This window comes from Legionella fallonii LLAP-10, assembly GCF_000953135.1.
Classification (GTDB): Bacteria; Pseudomonadota; Gammaproteobacteria; order Legionellales; family Legionellaceae; genus Legionella; species Legionella fallonii.
The window spans coordinates 3,611,305-3,631,095 of the sequence record NZ_LN614827.1; the positions used below are offsets into that span (position 1 = coordinate 3,611,305).

The window sequence follows — 19,791 nt, forward strand, 5'->3', positions numbered from 1 at the left end:
TTATTTAAGCATCCCGGCGACAAACTGATAGACTAGTTCTGATTATCTACGGTATCCTCCGCCTAATGCAGCATATAAGTTAATTCGGCTGGCAAGAAGGGCGTATCGTGTTTGCACAAGAGCTTGCTCAGCAGAGAACTTGTCTCGCTCAGCATCAAGAACTTCAAGATATGGCGAAGTACCCACTTGGTATCTAGACCATGCCAAACGCGTGCGCTCCCTTTGTGAAGCTAATGCTTTATTTTGAACAATAATTTGTTTTATCAGCCATGTACGATTAGCTAGTGCATCAGCAACTTCGCGAAAAGCAACTTGTATTCTATGTTCATATTCTGCAACCGCTAGATTTCGGCGTGATTTTGCAAGGCCAAGATCAGACATGTTTCTTCCCCAATCAAATATCGGAAGGGTGATATTTGGAAAATAAGCCCATATTTTAGTTCCTGGGCTAAACAAGTTGCTCAGTTCATTGCTGGCTGTACCGTATGCACCCGTCAGCGTAATCCTGGGGAAAAAAGCTGCCCTCGCCGCGCCAATGTTTGCATTGGCTGCTTTTAATCTATGTTCAGCGGCAATCACATCGGGTCGGTTGTACAATAATTCTGAAGGTAGTCCAGAAGAAATCCTTTTTGTATAATAGGGTTCAACCAAAGAAAGTCTCCCCTGATTGACAGGTATCTGAGTCCCCACAAGAAGGGTCATCGCATTCCAATTCAACTCACGCTTACGCTCAAGTACAGTGAGATCTGAATTCGCCTGCTGCAAAAGTGTTTCTGCTTGAACTACTTCAAACTTTGATGAAGAGCCTTCTTCGAAGCGTCGTTTCATTAGATGATATGATTCTTTACGACTCTTAATGGTTTTTAGGGTGATACGAATCAAATCGCTCAGCTCACGCTCTGTTAGATAGGTGGTGGCGACTTGCTCTATCAGGCTTATGAACGTGGCATGTTCTGCTTCTTCCGTCGCTAAATAATTTTCTAACGCCGCATCCTTCAAATTTCTAAGGCGCCCCCAAAAATCGACCTCCCACGAACTCAAACTAAGAGCACCCAAATAAGCTGAAAAAACAAATGGATTTACATTGGGTACCAAATTACCTGGCAACCCGACTCTAAGGCTTGGAGCATTTGCATTCAGAGTGGGAAACAAATCAGCCTTTTGTAAGCCATACATCGCTCTTGCTTCGCCCATCCGTTCTATAGCTGTTCTCAAATCCCGATTATTTTTTAACGACAACTCGATCAATTGTTTTAGAGCTGGGTCAGTGAAGAAATTTTGCCAGTCAAGCTGTTGGATGTTCGTGCATTTCTGCTGACATGTTCCTCTAGGGTATTTTTCTGCGACAGGTATGGAAGGCCTTATATATTTAGGAGCAAATGAACACCCGAATAGCATTACAGAAATGCAGAAGAATAGGCATGTTTGAGATAAAGATTGAATAGCTTTTGAAAGCATCCATGCCTCTCAGTCAATAATCAAAGCGTCAAAACGAGTGGTTCACGTTACAACACTCATAGGAAGCAAGTCAAGATAACCGGGCAAGGGCATCAAAGTTTAAACTCCTAGGGGTAGTTTTTGAGAGGAACCTAAGGAACTGACCGACTAGAGTCTAACTTCGCTGAAAAAAACAATTTGTATATTAAAAGCGTAAAAATACCCGTTAGGGCACAAAAAATACTCGCTAGCAGTATACCCAATCGAGCTGAATTAATAAGATTTTCATTGAACGCTAAATTAGCTATAAAAATAGCCATTGTAAATCCGATGCCAGTCAATATACTGCCGCAAGTTAACAATATCCAGTTAAGATCTTTGGGTCTCTTCGCTAACCCAAGGAACTCAGCGATAAAGCTAAAACCCAAAACCCCTATAGGTTTTCCCAGAATGAATCCTAAAAATATAGCTAAGGTAACTTCATTAGTAAAATCAGAAAAAGATATGAGCACTCCTGCATTAGCTAGTGCAAATAAAGGCAATATTAGATACCCAATCCATGGGTGTAATAAAATTTCCAGTCGCTCAATCGGTGACAGGGTTTCACGAATAGCTAATTCAGCTATGTGTAATGCCTTGCGATCCTCTGTATCTCCACTCCAATGCTCTCCTGGTGGATAAGAAACCATATGCTTTAAAATTTTGTGCAATCGTTTATCATTTATCCATGTATCAGTAGGGGTCATTAATCCAAGGATAACGCCAGTAATGGTGGGATGAATGCCTGATGCATCAACTGAAATCCATATGAGGATTCCCCCCAAAAAAAATACAATTATACTGCGAATCCCTAATTTTCCCATTAGATACACGAGAACAAACCCTATTACTGATGTCACCAGTGCCGTCCAAGAAATCCCATCACTATAACCAATAGTAACAACCAGGATTGCGCCAATGTCATCAATAATAGCCAATGACAACATGAACATCCGAAGACTTTGAGGAATATGTTTACTAAATAATGCTAAGCATCCAATCACAAAGGCAGTATCTGTCGCCATAACAGTACCCCACCCATTCTGTCCTGGTCCACCTGATTGGAGTAAGAGGTAACATAAAGCAGGTACAAGCATTCCACCCAAAGCCGCGATAATAGGAAGAGCAGCTATTTTAGGCTGACGTAACTCGCCAAATACCAATTCTCTCTTTAGTTCTAACGACACAAAAAAGAAAAATAAGGTCATTAACCCATCATTTATCCAATCATGGATTGGACGAGAAAATTCAATATTTCCCAAGCGAATGCCTAAGGATATGTCCCAAATGGATAAAAAAGATTCTGACCAAGAGGAGTTGGCCATAATTAGTGAGATAACAGTGGACAATAATAGTAAGCCGGCTGTACTTGTCTCAATACGAATAAATCGATCTAATGGTTTAGATATCCAATGGATGGGCTCTTTAGGTAATTGTGGATTTAATGGCACTCAGTCATCCTTAACTAAAAAGTAAACTCCCAATATCTCTCGATATGCTTTTATAAAGCATAATCCAACAAAGAAGAATGTGTTTTTGATTATGCTGGTTACTCAGCAGTGTCTTGTAATAATTTATACACCGTCGATCTTCCAACCTCAACTTGTTTTGCAATTTCTGCTGCATTTATACTAACAATATATAGCGAAATATAGCGGTACTTCCAATAGACTATCTTCTCCTATTAGTTTGATTTCCACCTTCATTATCCATAGCTTGTTTTGCTTCATTCTCTTCCTTTTCCTGTGTTTGGACTGCTTCTTCGGAGTGATAAGAATGGGACTCATCACAAATAGGACAGGATGGTTGCTTTGATGAGCAAACATAACAACAAAATTTATTAAACAGACATAAAATAACACCTGCAGCAAATAAAGCGACTATTCCAAGACCATTGCCAGTAGAGATAGTTAATCCGGTTGCAATAGCCAATAAAATAACACCTAATACTTCAAAGCGCAGTGTCCAGAGACAAGTGCTCATTTTCGAACATTCCCTTTTTCTCATGGTATTACTCCTATATTATTGATGCACGGATGCCACTGAAAAAAATATCTTTCATTAATTCTAGACTACTCTTTTACTATTCATGACCTTGTGTTTATTAGGGGGCGTCCCTGAAGTAAAAACAGGTATATTTGATAGCGAGCGTTCTTTGATTGTAACCAATGGCACATCCACATTGACGCGGTCAGTTTTACTTGACCACATCAATTTGAATATGATTTTGTGTCACTCCACATGAATTATAGTGACACATGGAAATCAGATAACTTCAGTCTTCAGTGAACTATAGGACCGAATACTTTCCAGCCAAGTATAGCTAACAAGAGGAATAACATTACATTACCGCCGACAATGCCGTAGTTGCCACGTGAAAAATCAGAACGGTGCCAATAAAAGCCAAAAAGTAGCCAAATAATCATAATAATCCAAAACAACAATCCAATAGGCATTTTGCTCTCCTTTTTCCTAAACCAACGCCCCTCTATGGTTTATTCTTAAACAGACAAATAATGTGTGACATTTGTTCTGTTTTCCGGGTAAAAATTAAATTAATTGAACAATTTAAGTATAGTTTAGTTTTAGCTAAAGTGGGATTCATACTCGTAAATTGAAAGATGCTTTGAGCAAACCTAAGGCATTAATACTATAGTTACTATATACATGCAGTTTCAAGGAGAACAATCATGCTTGGTACAATATTACTTGTTGTTTTAATACTAGTTTTAATTGGTGCCTTACCAAGATGGGGTCATAGTAGAGAATGGGGTTATGGACCGACAGGAATAATAGGGCTTATTTTAATAATTTATTTAATATTATATTTGATAGGTCGTGTACCTTTTTAGGCTTTTAAACTCAAGAAACGAAAGTAAACGTAGCCTTGATGCAGCGCAGCGAAATCAAAGACGTGAAAAACCAAGCAATTTGAGGTGGCTCTCTGAAGGCTATGTTAGCACCCACCATTTAATGAGTTATGTTTTTTCCTCGTCTAGGCTGACTAAACTTACTCTCCTTGCCCTCAAGTTCTGTCAATACAGTTTTGACTTCATTCAAAAAATCATGTGCCAGAGTTAAACTTATATTTTCCTTAATGACAATGCGCAACGCTTCAACATTTTGTGCGTTCGCAGGCAGGGTATAGGCAGGGACGATCCATCCTCGAGTACGCAATTCTCTTGAAATATCAAAAACGGAGTAATGACTATTATCTTTGAGGGAAACACTCACAACAGGCTCCATGCGGCGGGTACCGAGCAAGACAAACTTGCCTGTACTAAGCAAACCCTCGAGTACAAAGTCACTTACCTCCATCATGTTATTAATAATTTTTTGATAGCCTATTTTTCCCAAACGAAGAAAATTATAATATTGGGCAACAATCATGGAACAACCATTAGAAAAATTAAGCGTATAAGTAGGCATATTGCCACCCAAGTAGTTAACATCAAAAATCAAATCCGAGGGCACTACAGACTCATCCCTGAAAATAAGCCAGCCTATACCTGGATATACCAAACCATATTTGTGCCCCGAAAGGTTAATTGATTTTACTTGCTCAAGACGGAAGTCCCAATTGATGCCATCATCAATAAACATCGATATAAAACCACCACTCGCAGCATCCACATGCAATGGGATATCCAAACTTTTTTCCTTTTTTATACGGACAAGTAAAGCATTTATTTCTTCAATTTCGTCATATTCTCCCGTAAATGTAGTACCAAGAACAGCAGCAACACAAATCGTATTTTCATCAATAAGAGGCTCGACATCTTTTGCTGTAATCACATATTTCCCTTCTTGCAGAGGAATAATTCTTGGTTCTACATCAAAATAACGGGCAAACTTATCCCAACATATTTGCACATCAGCGCCAATTATGATGTTAGGCTGTGAGCTATCCATACCAGCCGCTTTTTGCTTATTACGCCAGCTAAATTTATGGGCAAGGCCGGCAAGCATGATTGCTTCAGAAGAGCCAACGGTTGCGGTTCCAGCATAATTGTCCGATTTTTTTACATTGAGTAAATCAGCCAGGATATGCACACAACGTTCATGAATTTTTTCAATACGCGGGTATTCATCATGATCTATAAAATTCTTGTTGATACACTGCATAATAAGCTCATCTGCTTCAGGCTCCATCCATGTTGTAACAAAACTAGCCAAATTTAAAATGGGTATACCATCTGCTTTTAACTCATCTTGAATTAACTGCTTAGCCACACGTGAAGGCATTCCGAATTCATTAAATTTTGTCAATATGAAATCATGGAGATCATAACGGCTTGCATAGATTGAAACTGATCTAGAGCTCTCTTTTGATTTATTTTTTTTCCTGATCATGTTGGATTATCTCCATTATTAAGCAGCCCCAAGGCCAGGATAACTGCTTCCTGAAACAATAAACTACTTCATGTTAGATCGAAGCTTGATTGTTTTACCAGCCACCATGAAACGACCTCTCCCAAGATGATGAATTGTACTTGGATTCTTCCTGGATGGAGTAATCCATGCCGTTAAGGCTTCAAGAATAAAAAAACCATATTGAGGCACCATCTCCATGTTAATCACTTTGCATTCGATGTTCGCATAACATTCGCTAATAAGAGGAGCTTTCACAAGAGAAGCGGTAATTGGTGTTAAATTAAACAGATTGAACTTATCTATTTTTTCTCCAGAGGTATTTCCACACCCCACCACTTGTTCTGCGATTTCTACGGTTGGTATATTGATTACGCATTCTTTGGTTGTTTTCAAGATGTCGAAAGTATAATCCTTGTCGCTAATGACACAACCTATTATCGGTGGCTCAAACTCCATCATAGTATGCCATGACATTGTCATTACATTAGCTTTTCCGCATAAGGAGGTCGTGAGCAACACGACTGGCCCTGGCTCCAGAAGACAATATACTTCAGATAAAGGTAAAGGTTTTTTTCTCATGTAACTCTCTCTTTTCTAAGCAAGAATTTCAGGTAGCTTAAGCGATAGCGTAATCAAGCTTGTTTATTTTGCTCCATTGATTAACATTCTCTAATCCTCCCATCCAGGGAATAGAAAAGATGGAGTTTGATAAATTTTGTCATTTAGCTCCGAGAGCCATTTAGTTATGTAATGATCTTTATCAAAAAACTGAAATCCATCATAATTAACATAGCCGGTGTTTCAGGATAGAACCAAAAGGCTTGCCCCCTTATTTAGCTAGCGTATTCCTTATAAAACTAGAAATGAGGCCCATCAGTTCTATTCGATTACATTGAAGTATTTTACAATCGGCAATGTATCATTCAACTTTAGGGTTTCAGCCCCCTAACGCTTGTTGTTCTATTCTCAATCTAAAGGATCACTTAAAAGTGAAATGGAAATTGAGTCCATTGCGGATTTTGGAGTTCCTACTGCATTACAGGTCAATTCATTTAGCAAGACATTAAATTAGCTATTATTTCGGGAGATTTGCGCAAAATCCCCCGAATGAAGCAAGATTATTTTTTTACTGCTGTTAGTGTAAAATCAATTGTTACATCATCCTTCACAGTTTTCGTATCAGCCCACTCACCTTGTCCCACACCGAAGGGGGTACGTTGTATTGTTGTCGTGCCTTTTACTCGCCCTTTGGTTGGGGTATATTCTTCCTGACTAATCATCAAAGTGACAGGTAATGTTTTATCTCGAATCGTTAGAGTTCCTTTTATCTGGTATGTCTTATCGCCTGTTTTAACAATTTCCTTTGATTGAAAGATTGCTTGAGGAAACTGCTTAACATTAAACCACTCTGGTGCACTAAGTGTATCTGCTAGTTGATTATAGACATCTGACATGGAACTAATGTCTACGACAATTTTAATATTACTGGAACTAAGTTGATTGGGATCCACATTAATTTCACCAGTAAATTTTTTAAATTTACCTGTTACAGGAGCATCATTTTGAGTGGCAATAAAAGTAAGATCGCTTTCATTTGGCACGATTTGCCATGATGGTACTGCAGCGATACATATCACTGGTACTAAAGATAATAATGTAATGAAGCATTTTTTCCAGTATATTTTAATCATGGGAGCATCCTTCGTAAAATATCGTCTTTATTAATGTAGAACGATAGCTATTGAACCAAAACGGTGGTTCGAATTTTTTACTTGCATAGAACTAATGCCCTGAAAAATTTATTTATTGTTGCTTTTTTGGATTAAAGCAGTCCATTCAGCAGGATTCACAAAGACAGTAGTACGAGGCCCCATACCATCTACTTGAAAGACTGTAGCACCTGTAGACCACACATAGTGATGAGCATTAGCTGGAACAAGTTGAAAACCACCAGCCGTTAAAGCAGTAGATTGCTCTTTATCCACTTTATCACCCATACCTACATTCAATGTCCCTGAAAGAACGGTCACTTCTTCATCAGTTGAGTGCCAATGAGAGGGAATTACAAAATTACTGGGTAATTTAAATCTTATGGTATATGGAACCGCTTGGCTTAAATCACCACGTAATAATACTATTTCCGCACCTTTAGGAAAGCCAGGGGCAGGGTGAAATTTAACATCTGTTGCCTTTACTAATAGAGGCTGAGTAGTGTTTTGATTGTCAGAAGCTGCATTTGTTCCGGTTGCAACGATCAAATTGGACAATAAAAGTGTGAAAAATACACGCTCTTTAGCTAATTGAAACATGATAATACTCCCTGTATTCATCCATAAATTTTTCTAGGTCGCGCTTTATCTCACAGGATTTCCGTAATTAGACATGGTAATTAAGGCCTTAATTATCAATTCGATATTCGGAATATTATTGGAAATATCCACATTGAGACATTATTTGTTAATAATAATTCTGTATCAATGCTGCATAAGAAGAATTTAGAACAACCATTTTTAATAGTCAAGAATAATTATTTTCTGAAAATTGCATTAGAAAATACTCTATTTAATATCACTTATTTACTCGTGTTATGCACATTAAGCGATCATGTTTTTGAGCTCCAGCAGTGCAATTGGATTAGCACTGAATCCTATACCGTAACAAGCGTATGCTGGGCTGTTAAACCCGGCATATTCACTTATCTATTCACCAAACCTAGATTGATAAAAATACAATATGAACTTTAGTCACAGGACGCCCCCTAATATTCGTCACTCAGGTTATTCATCTGAGTATACCTAATCTAAGGACCAGCTTGAGGAATTGCTGACTGAGCGTCACTCCCTGGCTTATCAGAAGAAGCAAACAAACCAGATTGAGATGCTCTAGCTGCGTTAACTTGTTGTTTTTCTGATTCTTTCTTTTCTTCCTTAACCTTTTCTATTCCTTCTTTGGTCTTTGCTAATTCATTCCTAGCTTTTTCTATGCCTTCCCTGATCCTTGCTAATTCGTTCCTAGTCTTTTCTAATCTTTCTCTGGTCTTTGCTAATTCGCTCGAAGTCTTTTCTAATTCATCAATAGATTTCAATACATCTTGCTTCAATAAATCTTGCAGCGGCAAATATAATTTTTTAGTCAACGCACCTAGCTCGTTAATAATTTGCTGTTGTCGACCCTTAATCGCATTCCTTTCCTTAGCAGAAATCCTCCGAGAACCCTGCGTTGTTATATCCTTCAAGTTATCCCACAACTCAAGAAAATGTATTACATTTCTTTGTTGGGTAAGAAATAATTCCTTTAGTCTCTCGAAAGTAGGTAATTGGTGCTCATCAATATTAACTAATTGTTCTTGATATTTGTCCAAATTCACTTGAGCAATGCATCCCAGAGATTTTTTTGTTTTGGGTCTATTAGCTTTTGAAGCTTTTAGTATAGTAATTACTTTTTGTTGGATAGTTTTTTCTAAACCGGCTATATCTGGATCTAGTTTAAGCCTATCTATTAATCCACGGGCTTTATCAGACTTTAAAATACCGCCATTGAGTTCTGCCTTAGGAAGGTGACTTAATCGGCTAATCTCTCTTTTTCTACTAACCGCTTCTAATGCGGCATTGGTAGAAACTATTAATTCTGTGAGTTGGGCTTTTCTTTCTTTACTGCAAGTAGATTGTGACGCAAGAACGCGCAACACGCTATTAAGTTGTTTATAAAAAACTGGATTATCTAAAGTTAACTCCGCATTACGTTCAAGTATGGGTCTTAAAGGATGTCCAGGTTGAGAAAGAAGAGTAGCTGCAAAAGGCAAACCGCTCTTATCTAGGGTCATTAAGGACACTCCATTTTTTATAAGAACATCCAAGCTATTAATCTTGGCTGGAGTTGAAATATCCGCTTCAAAATAATATGCCATTAAAGAAGAATAACTGACCTCCTTAATAACAAAATTTTTATAATCAAACGGAATAATCTGATTTTTTAAAAGAAAACTCAATAAGCCCACATCCTCAGGACTTCGTCTCATAGCCAGATGAAATATATTATCTGTTAATAAATAATAAAATGGTGCCAGCTTCTCCGCTTTTTCATATTGTTTTTTTATTAAAAATAATTCTAATAATTTTTTACCTTCCTCTTCAATATCAAGCTTTAATAACGCGAAATCACCAATATCCTCTACATCCATTTCATACAAGATTAACTCATTGAAACACGCAACTAGGAGGGACGGCTTTTGCTCCTCAGTAGCTTCGTTATATGCTAAAAAGCGCTCTTTTAAATTCTTAATCACCTCATCCAATATTGATCTTTTCTTGACTCGTGTATTGGTTCCTTCTGATTTTAAATCCGATATGTCACTTTTAGCGTCCGAGAGAAGTATCGTTGCAGATGGTTCTGCTTTATTTTCTTCAATGCGCGTTGCAATTATGGGGGATTCTGTTATCAGAGATAATTGATCACAAAGATTTTTATAATACCTTACAGTTGATAACACAGGCTGCACATTATTGACGTATTTTTTTAATTCCTCATGAGCGTCTATTAATCTCCTAATACAAGCGATGTATTCTGCTCTATTGTCATCTAATTTTTTTGACAAAAGACTAGCCTGAGCCTCCAAACTCTCATTCCCTCTTTGCAAATTGCTTATTACTGTATTTTGAGTTGCTCTTAAATAATCAATTAACTTATTGGTGGCTATATGGGCTAACGTCCTAAATGCGTCACTATGTTCTTTACTCTCAACGGGAACAAACTTATTTTCCGGCAGAATTAAAGATAGTTTAGGTTCCCATAGGCAATAATCTCTGTAGTTAAAATAGACATGAAGTCTATACTCTCTACTCTCTCCATCCTCAAAAACAGCAGTATAATGATACTGACTTTTATCCACTGAGCTTAGTGGATTTTCGTAAACACTCAAGTGGTGATTTTTTAAGGTTAAATTATCAATAGCAAAACCATTATCTGGTGATAACTCAAAAAGAAAATAATTCGCCCCTTTATTATTCTTACATTTTGATAAAGTGACTCCATCTGGCAGCACGGCTGTAGACTGATTAAAAATGGCGGCAGTGATTACATTGTATAAGGCATTTTTTGGCATTAGGTAAGATAGCCCTGAGATGAAATGGCGAAATAATACATCTTAGTGATCAAAATATCAACTATGTTAACTTTAATCAATCATCCTTTACAGTTAACAATCACGTCCAAATTCAGAGCACAGAATGTCTTTTTAGCAAGAACTGACAGCTAAAGGATTTTGCAAATATTCAAGACTCTTGGATACAGCAGTGCAAGTGACTGTTTCAATTGTTCCACCCTTTTTAGCTTATATCCTCTCACAACAATTAGGCGGCTCAGGAGTTCTAGCGACCGTTGTGAATAGCCTATCTCCCAAAGCCTAACCTACGTATTTTTTATTTTGATAAACTATGTAGATAAGAATCTTTAGATTTTACAATAGGTTTGTCATAGCCCTCTCGAACAACTTTTAACATAGCCTGGCCTATTAGTTATGTGATGGCTAAAAATAAAACACAACAACAGTTCCAATCAGTTATTCCATGCCATATTTTCAGTTTTTTTGTTGGGCTACGCTTCGTTTAGCCCAACCTGTCCAGCAAAGAAGATCCTGAATGTGGCATAGCAAGAAATCATTCGCTGCGCTCCAGGAAAATCCCCTAATAACTGATGCTTTTTTACTATCTCAATAAATGCTAATAAAGTCAGACATAAGTAAGGTATGTACTTCATGGTTTTTGCTATATTGGCGTGTAATTGACAACTTCAATTATAAGGGTGCTATAACAAATCTTGACTATGGCTCGCTCTTATATTGATTCATTTTTAAGCTAAGCAACAAGGCATTGTTCTTATGCATAATTTAACGAGTTGGAGGTTCAAAGGGATTAAAAGTACACCCTGCGAGGCCAAAATACTTAAAGCAAGGTGATTAAATTTACTAATCACAGAAATACAATCTTGTACCTGAAATGACGTTTTTTATATCGAACTGTTCCTATTTAGAATTAGATTCCATATAAATGCTGAGCATTTTACAGGATAACGTTCGTTTAGCGACATAAAAAGCATACTTATGTTTTTTATGTCGCTAAACGAACATTAAACAAACATTCACTACTGACACAAACTGTCAGGATATGCCAGTAAACTACCTTCGATAACATCAATTACCAATTTAAAGGAGAACATATGTTACTCGAACCGAGTGTTATTGTGCTTTATGTTAATAATATTGCGATAAGCAGCGACTTTTATCAGAATTTACTTGGAATAACCGCAGAAGAAGCTTCGCCGACGTTTTATTCATTCAAATTATCCAATGGAATGAGTTTGGCTCTGAAAACAAAACATGGCGTTGAACCCCTTCCGGATGAAAAAAGCGGTAATGGTGAATTAGCGTTTACGCTGGATAATAATAAAAAAGTAGACGAGCTATTTGCAGAATGGCAAGCCAAAGAAATAGATATTCTCCTTCCACCAAGCATCGTACCTTATGGCTATACCTTTGTCGCTCAAGATCCCGATGGTAATCGATTACGGGTTGCCTCCCTGGGAAAATCATAATACAAAACCAGTTCATGGTTAAATGGTAAACGTCGGGCAATATATTGCCCAATGGCGCTACCTTAAGTTTTTGTAGCCTGGATGAGCGCAGCGTAATCTGGGATTTCAGTGCACTGAGCCAGGGTATTCCCGTATTATGCTGCACTAATACGGGCTACGATTTTTTCTTCCTTTTATTAAGGTAGCACCATTGGGCAATTGGTTGCCCAATGGTGCTACCTTAAGGTGCCAATTATGACAATCGGCTTTCAGCGATTGTCATTTCGTTCATAACTTCGTCCATAACAACAAGAGTATTATTAACCCTCTTCTCTGTATCAGTTGCAAAAAAGGTATGTGTTGCTCCCATGCTTTTTCGAACTAAATAAGTTATCGGATAAAATACTACTAAACTTGCAAGGATGGTTAGTATCGTATCAATGGCACCCAATATTCCTCGGTGAGTTGCGTATAATGCGTAATTTTCTTGCTTATTACGCTGACAAATCTCCTGTATCCCTTTGAAATTAATTTTATTTTTATCCGCGGTTAAAATATTTTGCTGCAAATCAGTAAAAAACTTATCGAGTTCTTCATAAACAACGTCGTTTGTTCCTTTAAATCGATAACGTTTTTCATTAAGTTCAGAAAGAGCGCGATAAAGTTTAGAGAACTGAACCTCACAATTTTGTTCTTTAGCTATCTCAAATGCTTTAAGCAAATCATCACTTGCAAATGCATCAAAATAATTAGATGGTTGGGAGCGAAGCGCATACAAGTCAGCAAAAAGACACACCTCAACAGGTCCAACGTTATTGTCTTGTATATAATCACGCAATCTTTTCTGGTTTTCTACAGTATCAGTGGCGACTAATACAATCTCCTTACCTAGCTTAAGAGGTGCGCGACTTCTATATTCCTCTTCATGCACCTCTAAAGTTTTCGCTTCTGTGACAAATACTACTGGAAAAGGATTAGTGATTAATTCATCATCCGCTTCATAAGGTACAAACGCCTTATCATCGGCATCTATTAATGTGTTGCATAATTGAATTCTATCTTTTAGTGCCTCTATATAAGGCAAGACTTCTGTATGAAACTTTTCAAAATCGGGTACACTAACACTAGTTTTATTATGCTTTTGAACAAGATTATAGGCCTCATAATACTTTTCAAGGTAGTTAGTTAATGAATAACCTGAGCGATTGCAAAACAGATATCCGCCAATTTTTTCATTAAACAATTCGCAGTTAAGCTCGGGTTTATGAGCAGTAAAAAAATGATAATCGCGTTTAGCTATAAAATTGGCCTCTCCCAAAGAATATCTTTCAACTTTTTCCTGTGTCCCATTGGGAATTTTAATGAACTCTAACAACTTATTTATATTTTCTGATGACGGGGAATTATAAATTTCTTCTATGTTCAACTGACTTTTTCTAAGCTTTTCTATAAAGCGCCCGAAAGAAAAGAAATGAATTATATAGTCACCTACCGCATACCCACCCTCAAGATTATTTTCTTCTTTAAACAGTTCCATTGCCGCAGCATCAATGAAAATATGTTTTTGAATACATAAAATAAAATAATAAAATTGTACTGTGGCATCCAGGCTCTCTTTTAGAATGTTTATATCATCTAGAGACATAATATCTGATACTTGTACACCAAGCTGCCGCAAGCGCACAAGATAAATCATCAATAAGTTCAATTGGCTAAAGGCTGCTTTGTGAGCAGCCTTTAAAGTCTCATTAAAGTTTTCCTTATTTGAATTCAGAGCCACATTATGTGGGAGTTTAGTATAACTTTCGATGATTTTATCTAAATCGTAGTGCTCGTGTTTCATACGACCAAAAGAAGTAGCCCCTATGATGGTATCATCATTAGAACCATTGCCTATAATAGCAAACCCACCTTGTGTTAACTCACCTACCATAGGAGCCACTTTAAAATTATTTAGCATAGCTACAATAGGCATAAGCTGAAAATCGGTATTTTTCATTAAACTTAACGTTTGAGAAGAAGTGCCATGGATGTAAGGATTAAACGGGAATAGATTGTTATCGCGGGGCATAGTGACTCCAAATTACTTATTTTGCTCGTATTATACACAAATCGCAGCGGTTACAAAAGAACCCATTCTGATTAATATAAAATCAAAATTATGTTATCCATACTCTCGTTCATAACGGCTATAATTCCTATCGAGAAACGATTCGCATATCTCTGATTTCAAGACACTTACTTCCAACCCCTCCGGCGAAAGGAACGTCGAGCAATTGGTTGCCAGGCCTACATATATGGCCAATTCCATACCCCTAATTCAGTTTGACGATGTACAAAATTTTATCTAACCTTAATGAAATACATCCACCTAACTTGCAAGGAAAGCTATCATGGAAACAATACAAATTACTCCTCTAAAAAAACTAGCTTCTCGAATTTGTCTTGGAACATGGGCCATTGGTGGTTGGATGTGGGGGGGCACGGAAGAGCAGGAATCAATTAATACGATTCATAAAGCGTTAGAACTTGGCATTAACATGATTGATACAGCTCCTGTGTATGGTTTTGGGAAATCAGAAGAAATTGTTGGGAAAGCATTAAAACAATTTGGTCATCGCGAAGACATTATTCTCGCTACTAAAGTGGGTCTCCAATGGCATGAGGGTAACGTTTCCAGAAACTCATCCCGTAAGAGAATAATGCAAGAGATAGACGATTCACTTAAGCGATTACAAACAGACTATATAGACATCTATCAAATCCACTGGCCAGACTCCTCCGTTTCTTTTGAAGAAACGGCTCTAGCATTATTATCACTTATTGAAGCGGGTAAAATTCATGCTATTGGTGTTAGTAATTTTTCAACAACACAAATGCAAGAATTTTTAAAATTCGCTTCAATTAATACCTCTCAACCCCCTTTCAATCTTTTTGAACGAGAAGTTGAAAAAGAAATTCTGTCGTTCACTGAAAAAAACCATATTACCACCTTAGCCTACGGTTCATTATGTCGCGGGTTATTGAGTGGGAAAATGAATGCCAATACCCAATTTAATGGGGATGATTTAAGAAAAAGCGATCCCAAATTTCAAAAACCTCTCTTTCAACAATATCTCGATGCTGTTTCTGCATTGGATATATTTGCAACAACAAATTATAAGAAAAATGTTTTGGCGTTAGCAGTACGATGGGTATTAGATAAAGGACATACCATTGCCCTTTGGGGAGCAAGACATCCTTCACAATTAGAAAATATTAATGATGTGATGGGATGGACGATTGATACTGATGCAATGCATCAAATTGATCAAATTATTGATGAGCATTTGCAAACAACAGTAGGACCTGAATTTATGGCTCCGCCTAGCTCCGAATAAAAGCCGTTCGATATAAGAAATACATTATTCTTTATATCGAACTCACGCAAAATAAAGGAAATGACTATGGAAGCAATAGGATTTATTGGCCTTGGGAATATGGGTAGTAAGATGGTGGATCGGCTATTAAAAGCAGGCCACACTGTCATTGGCTATAACAGAACACAACAAAAAGCATTGCCTCTCATCGAGTTGGGAATGCAATGGGCTGAATCACCAAGAGAGGTCATTAAAGCATGTAATATCACACTAATGTCCTTAACCGACGATAAAGCGATATCAGCAATTATAGAGGGTGACAATGGTGTATTATCAGCAATAACAAAGGATAAGTTGCTTGTTGATCTAAGCACAGTTTCTCCCAATTTTAGCTGCAATATCGCCAATGAACTTGCTGAACATCACGCCCATTTATTAGACGCTCCCGTATCAGGAAATCCGATCATGATAGAAAAAGGGTTAGTCACTATTATGGTCAGCGGCAATCACGCGGAATTCACTCGAGTCAAACCCATTTTAGAATCAATTAGTCCTAAAATTTTTTACGTGGGAACAAATGGACAAGCTCTTTTTTTAAAATTAGCGATAAATATAAGCTTAGCCGTACAAATGCATGCATTTTCTGAAGGAATGTTGCTTCTTCAGAAAGCAGGTGTTGATATGAATAAGGCCATTGAAATTATACAACAGAGCGCCATTGCATCGCCTAATATTCAACAACGAGCGCCATATATTCTTGCACCGCCAGAACACTCTTTGTTTAGCATTAAACTGATGCAAAAAGATTTACTGCTAGCACTTGAACAAGGACGGCAATTAGGAGTCCCACTGCATAATACAGCAATAACCAATGAGGCATTAACTGCTGCCTGTGGTCAACATTATGGCGACAAAGATCTATCTATATTATTTACATCCATTAAACAAATGTTAGAGAAATAAAATAATGAATGTACTTATGAGCATCCGGAAACGTTGAGTAATCTGTTGCCCAGACGACCAATTATAAGGCCATCATTTCTACCGCAAGAATAAAGAGAATTGATGCCGCTATGACGTTAAAAATTGCTGACAATCGTTTAGGTATTCTCTTCGCTATCCCCATACCTATTACCGTTGTGACAAAAGCACAACCGCCTATAGAAATTAAATAAGGGAATAATGGTTTATTAGAAATACCTAAACTTACTCCCACAGCTAAGGAGTCTAGACTGGTTGCAACGGCTACGATTAAGAGTTTGATGAACCCATGAAATTTCACTACATCAAGGGTTTCGCCTCTATTCTTCCATTCGATAAACCCTTCATAGAGCATATGCATCGCAACAGCAAACAATAAGAAAAACGCAATCCAGTGATCAATGGAGCTAAACTGAGAAATAATTTTTTCACCGGCCCAAGCTCCTATAAATGTAGCAATTAATTCTGCACCACCCGACAACGATGCAAACTTAATTGCGTCTCTAAATTTATGAGGCTTAAGCCCCATTGCAATCGCAGCGGAAAAAGAATCCGCGCTCAAGACTAAACCCAATGCTATTGGCTCAAGAATATTCATTAATCTGATACTGATATACGTTTTAATAAGATAGATAGTTTAATCTAAATCGCTCCAAAAAATTATATTTATTGCAATTATACTCATTAACCTACGTAAGTTGGGCAATTTGTTGCTCAACCGACAGTAAAGACTTTAGAATTATAGAAAATCGTTAAAATACAAATTGTAATCCACCCACCAGAACATTCCATTTTGTATCAAAGAGAGTTAATTTTTCAAAATTTTTTTGAGGGGTAGAGCATCATTATGAATATCTTATTATTGACCTTTGTTTTATTAGTTTGGGGAATGAACTGGCCCTTGATGAAAATAGCAATGAATTATAGCCCGCCTCTGTGGTTTGGTTTTACAAGAATGTTCATAGGCTGCTTATTTCTTTTTATATTAGTTATCATTCAGAAAAAATTTACTATTCCCAAACGCAAAGATATTCCTCATCTACTCTCTGTTGGTGGCTTGCAAATTGGCCTGTTCACTGTATTAGTTAATTTTGGTTTATTTTATAGTGCTGTGGGACATGCCGTGATCTTAGTCTATTCTACCCCTCTTTGGGTGGCCCCTATAGCCATTATTTTCTTCAAAGAACCTTTGAATTTAGCCAAAGCTATTGGTTTAATCATTGGTATTTTAGGAATTTTGGCACTTTTTAATCCATTTGAATTTAACTGGTCTGATCGCCATGCCTTAATGGGTAGTGCAGCCCTATTCTTATCAGCGATTTTATGAGCAATAGCCATTCTCCATGTTCGTTTTGCACCTTCCCAATCATCAATATTGCAACTTATGCCTTGGCATTTATTAGTGGGGACAATCATACTGGCTTTTAGTGCTCTTGTTTTTGAACCGCATCCAGTGATTCATTGGACTATGTTCTCAGTATTATTGAACCTTTATATTGGCACAATTGCTACGGGTTTAGCTTATTGGGGAGCCGTTGAAATAAGTAAACGTTTTCCTGCGGTCACCACTTCTTTAGCATTAACAGGTGTGCCAATTATTGGCATCATTTGCTCACTCTTATTTCTTGGAGAAAAACCTAGCCCCGCTGTCTTGGTATCTCTTGCAATGCTCATTACAGGATTGATCTGTGTCATTTTAGGAGATTATCAAGCAAAAAAGTTACTCTCATAACAGACGTTATTCATTAGACTTCTTGCATAAGCCAGTATAAGCCCCATAGCCATCCAGGACGTCTAGTGATCATATTTTTTAAAGAACATTAATTGTTCTTTCAGAATATAAGGTGCTGCCCCAGAGTGATCCAATACATCGCTAACTGACTTGATAAAAACAGAATCACTGAATTGAATAAAATTATCATACGCTATTTCAGCACCATGATAAGGAACGTCTCTATCTCCTTTTGTGCCCACTATTAGTAACGGCGCAGTAGGAGAAAAATGGTAATGATTGAAATATTCTTTAAGGAGGCCTGAATTGCTTTCACTGTGATTTAAAATAGCATTAAAAAATTCCGCTTGAAAAATAAGCATAGGATATTGAGGCAATGTATCCAGTATTTCCTGATTGGAATGATATCCATCAAACAACTCAGGAATCAGTATATTATATGGACTGGTAAATATCTGACTTAAATCAGTCCAGTAGCTTTTATATGCTTGTAACGAATAGAAAAAATAAGCGAGGTAAGCTGAAGCCCTAGGCCCTGGTTCAGTCATAATAAACTTCATTGTTTCCTCCCAATCATACGGCGCAGAGCCTAAAGCAACCGCAGTGATTGGAAGATCGGCATATTTTGTTGCTAATGATTCGAACATGACTAAGGTCGAAAATCCTCCTTCAGAATATCCTGTTAGAAACAGTCTATCATTAAGGGGATAATGCAGCATTTCTGCCAATTCCTTCGCCGCGATCAGCATATCGATACTGCTACTAGCTAGGGTTTCATATTGCATATAAGGATGAAGAGATAATTCATTATCACCTAAACCAAGATAATCAGGCATGACGGTGAAATACCCACCATGACTGGCAAATACTGCTGGGTTAGTGTAGTTTTTCTCAATTTTTTTGGAAGGAACATCATCGCGATTAAAGCGCGTGCCATGTTGATAGCTCACTATGCCCACTGTCCCCTCAAGAACAATTGGTGCAGCAACCACCCCAGAAGCAACAGTCATATGCCCATCAGGAGCAGGGGTTTTATAGGTTATTTTGTAAAAGTTCACGTCATAATTAATTTCGAGAGTATCAAGGGGAGGTGTTTTTTTTAACACCAGACGAGCAGTGTCCTTAGAAAGCTCGCCTAAATAAACATAATCTACTAAAGTTTTATCACAGCTAGTGGTCGTTTGGGCATAAACAAAGCTATTTAAAAAACAGCATAAAGCAATAAAAATTGTATCTTTTATGAACTTAGATTTTTTCATGTCTATCCCTATTAGATAATCTACTGGTCTATCAGGCCCTGGA

At 37.4% G+C, this 19,791-nt stretch carries 19 protein-coding genes; 6 read left to right on the forward strand and 13 right to left on the reverse strand.

The window, feature by feature from the left end; genetic code table 11:
- Positions 1-42: 42 nt before the first annotated feature.
- The 5 genes from LFA_RS15045 to LFA_RS19935 all read right to left on the reverse strand — a co-directional run bounded on the left by LFA_RS15045 (position 43) and on the right by LFA_RS19935 (position 3,932).
- Positions 43-1,458: an efflux transporter outer membrane subunit gene (locus tag LFA_RS15045; RefSeq protein WP_084602206.1), complete on the reverse strand. Its 1,416-nt coding sequence runs from the start codon at positions 1,456-1,458 to the stop codon at positions 43-45.
- A gap of 131 nt (positions 1,459-1,589) precedes the next feature.
- On the reverse strand, positions 1,590-2,927 hold the full coding sequence (gene nhaA / locus LFA_RS15050) for a Na+/H+ antiporter NhaA (protein WP_045096899.1): 1,338 nt from the start codon (positions 2,925-2,927) through the stop codon (positions 1,590-1,592).
- A gap of 98 nt (positions 2,928-3,025) precedes the next feature.
- Positions 3,026-3,151 carry a helix-turn-helix domain-containing protein gene (locus tag LFA_RS20660; protein ID WP_157010441.1) on the reverse strand — a complete coding sequence of 42 codons (126 nt, stop codon included), beginning with the start codon at positions 3,149-3,151 and terminating at the stop codon, positions 3,026-3,028.
- Positions 3,148-3,459 (reverse strand): hypothetical protein, encoded by a 312-nt coding sequence (locus tag LFA_RS15055; protein WP_231865860.1) that lies wholly within the window; start codon positions 3,457-3,459, stop codon positions 3,148-3,150. The genes LFA_RS20660 and LFA_RS15055 overlap by 4 nt, the downstream gene beginning before the upstream one ends.
- A 299-nt stretch (positions 3,460-3,758) precedes the next feature.
- Positions 3,759-3,932: a hypothetical protein gene (locus LFA_RS19935; RefSeq protein ID WP_157010386.1), complete on the reverse strand. Its 174-nt coding sequence runs from the start codon at positions 3,930-3,932 to the stop codon at positions 3,759-3,761.
- Positions 3,933-4,166: 234 nt separating this feature from the next.
- Between LFA_RS19935 and LFA_RS19255 the strand changes: the two genes are divergently transcribed.
- Positions 4,167-4,328: a DUF3309 family protein gene (locus tag LFA_RS19255; RefSeq protein ID WP_065814377.1), complete on the forward strand. Its 162-nt coding sequence runs from the start codon at positions 4,167-4,169 to the stop codon at positions 4,326-4,328.
- Positions 4,329-4,446: 118 nt separating this feature from the next.
- Here LFA_RS19255 and LFA_RS15060 read toward each other — a convergent pair whose 3' ends face one another.
- From LFA_RS15060 to LFA_RS15085, 5 genes are all read right to left on the reverse strand, one after another.
- Entirely contained in the window at positions 4,447-5,829 is a 1,383-nt protein-coding gene (locus LFA_RS15060; protein ID WP_045096901.1) for a glutamate decarboxylase, read from the reverse strand.
- Positions 5,830-5,892: 63 nt separating this feature from the next.
- Positions 5,893-6,429 carry a flavin reductase family protein gene (locus LFA_RS15065; RefSeq protein WP_045096902.1) on the reverse strand — a complete coding sequence of 179 codons (537 nt, stop codon included), beginning with the start codon at positions 6,427-6,429 and terminating at the stop codon, positions 5,893-5,895.
- Positions 6,430-6,968: 539 nt separating this feature from the next.
- Positions 6,969-7,541, reverse strand: coding sequence for a YceI family protein (locus LFA_RS15070; RefSeq protein WP_045096903.1), 573 nt, complete (start codon positions 7,539-7,541; stop codon positions 6,969-6,971).
- A gap of 108 nt (positions 7,542-7,649) precedes the next feature.
- Positions 7,650-8,159, reverse strand: a complete 510-nt coding sequence (locus tag LFA_RS15075; protein WP_052673998.1) for a cupin domain-containing protein — start codon at positions 8,157-8,159, stop codon at positions 7,650-7,652.
- 491 nt (positions 8,160-8,650) lie between these two features.
- A complete protein-coding gene (locus tag LFA_RS15085; RefSeq protein WP_045096905.1) occupies positions 8,651-10,951 on the reverse strand; it encodes a coiled-coil domain-containing protein in 2,301 nt (766 codons plus the stop codon).
- Positions 10,952-12,063: 1,112 nt separating this feature from the next.
- On the opposite strand from LFA_RS15085, the gene LFA_RS15090 reads away from it, so the two are divergent.
- Positions 12,064-12,438, forward strand: a complete 375-nt coding sequence (locus LFA_RS15090; protein ID WP_045096906.1) for a VOC family protein — start codon at positions 12,064-12,066, stop codon at positions 12,436-12,438.
- A gap of 232 nt (positions 12,439-12,670) precedes the next feature.
- On the opposite strand, the gene LFA_RS15095 is transcribed toward LFA_RS15090, so the two are convergent.
- Positions 12,671-14,416: a hypothetical protein gene (locus LFA_RS15095; protein ID WP_157010388.1), complete on the reverse strand. Its 1,746-nt coding sequence runs from the start codon at positions 14,414-14,416 to the stop codon at positions 12,671-12,673.
- 394 nt (positions 14,417-14,810) lie between these two features.
- Here LFA_RS15095 and LFA_RS15100 point away from each other — a divergent pair, with 394 nt between their 5' ends.
- Complete coding sequence (locus LFA_RS15100) at positions 14,811-15,797, forward strand: aldo/keto reductase (protein WP_045096908.1); 987 nt, start codon at positions 14,811-14,813, stop codon at positions 15,795-15,797.
- Between the two features lie 51 nt (positions 15,798-15,848).
- Positions 15,849-16,739: an NAD(P)-dependent oxidoreductase gene (locus LFA_RS15105; protein WP_269447755.1), complete on the forward strand. Its 891-nt coding sequence runs from the start codon at positions 15,849-15,851 to the stop codon at positions 16,737-16,739.
- A 61-nt stretch (positions 16,740-16,800) separates the two neighbouring features.
- Here the strand turns inward: LFA_RS15105 and LFA_RS15110 are convergent, their stop codons facing one another.
- Entirely contained in the window at positions 16,801-17,355 is a 555-nt protein-coding gene (locus LFA_RS15110; RefSeq protein ID WP_045096910.1) for a manganese efflux pump MntP, read from the reverse strand.
- A 249-nt stretch (positions 17,356-17,604) separates the two neighbouring features.
- On the opposite strand from LFA_RS15110, the gene LFA_RS15115 reads away from it, so the two are divergent.
- Complete coding sequence (locus tag LFA_RS15115) at positions 17,605-18,084, forward strand: DMT family transporter (protein WP_045096911.1); 480 nt, start codon at positions 17,605-17,607, stop codon at positions 18,082-18,084.
- A 9-nt stretch (positions 18,085-18,093) separates the two neighbouring features.
- Entirely contained in the window at positions 18,094-18,489 is a 396-nt protein-coding gene (locus LFA_RS15120; protein ID WP_269447756.1) for an EamA family transporter, read from the forward strand.
- Positions 18,490-18,551: 62 nt separating this feature from the next.
- On the opposite strand, the gene LFA_RS15125 is transcribed toward LFA_RS15120, so the two are convergent.
- Positions 18,552-19,748 carry an alpha/beta hydrolase family protein gene (locus LFA_RS15125; RefSeq protein WP_045096913.1) on the reverse strand — a complete coding sequence of 399 codons (1,197 nt, stop codon included), beginning with the start codon at positions 19,746-19,748 and terminating at the stop codon, positions 18,552-18,554.
- Positions 19,749-19,791 lie beyond the last annotated feature (43 nt).

Bases quoted from the DNA above. Each gene is read 5' to 3' on its own strand.
- LFA_RS15085 (WP_045096905.1), bottom strand. From the start codon at position 10,951: ATGCCAAAAAATGCCTTATACAATGTAATCACTGCCGCCATTTTTAAT.
- LFA_RS15095 (WP_157010388.1), bottom strand. From the start codon at position 14,416: ATGAAAAATACCGATTTTCAGCTTATGCCTATTGTAGCTATGCTAAAT.
- LFA_RS15110 (WP_045096910.1), bottom strand. From the start codon at position 17,355: ATGAATATTCTTGAGCCAATAGCATTGGGTTTAGTCTTGAGCGCGGAT.
- LFA_RS15115 (WP_045096911.1), top strand. From the start codon at position 17,605: ATGAATATCTTATTATTGACCTTTGTTTTATTAGTTTGGGGAATGAAC.
- LFA_RS15070 (WP_045096903.1), bottom strand. From the start codon at position 7,541: ATGATTAAAATATACTGGAAAAAATGCTTCATTACATTATTATCTTTA.
- LFA_RS15055 (WP_231865860.1), bottom strand. From the start codon at position 3,459: ATGAGCACTTGTCTCTGGACACTGCGCTTTGAAGTATTAGGTGTTATT.
- LFA_RS15100 (WP_045096908.1), top strand. From the start codon at position 14,811: ATGGAAACAATACAAATTACTCCTCTAAAAAAACTAGCTTCTCGAATT.
- LFA_RS15060 (WP_045096901.1), bottom strand. From the start codon at position 5,829: ATGATCAGGAAAAAAAATAAATCAAAAGAGAGCTCTAGATCAGTTTCA.
- LFA_RS15090 (WP_045096906.1), top strand. From the start codon at position 12,064: ATGTTACTCGAACCGAGTGTTATTGTGCTTTATGTTAATAATATTGCG.
- LFA_RS15125 (WP_045096913.1), bottom strand. From the start codon at position 19,748: ATGAAAAAATCTAAGTTCATAAAAGATACAATTTTTATTGCTTTATGC.
- LFA_RS15045 (WP_084602206.1), bottom strand. From the start codon at position 1,458: ATGCTTTCAAAAGCTATTCAATCTTTATCTCAAACATGCCTATTCTTC.
- LFA_RS19255 (WP_065814377.1), top strand. From the start codon at position 4,167: ATGCTTGGTACAATATTACTTGTTGTTTTAATACTAGTTTTAATTGGT.
- LFA_RS15075 (WP_052673998.1), bottom strand. From the start codon at position 8,159: ATGTTTCAATTAGCTAAAGAGCGTGTATTTTTCACACTTTTATTGTCC.
- LFA_RS15065 (WP_045096902.1), bottom strand. From the start codon at position 6,429: ATGAGAAAAAAACCTTTACCTTTATCTGAAGTATATTGTCTTCTGGAG.
- LFA_RS19935 (WP_157010386.1), bottom strand. From the start codon at position 3,932: ATGCCTATTGGATTGTTGTTTTGGATTATTATGATTATTTGGCTACTT.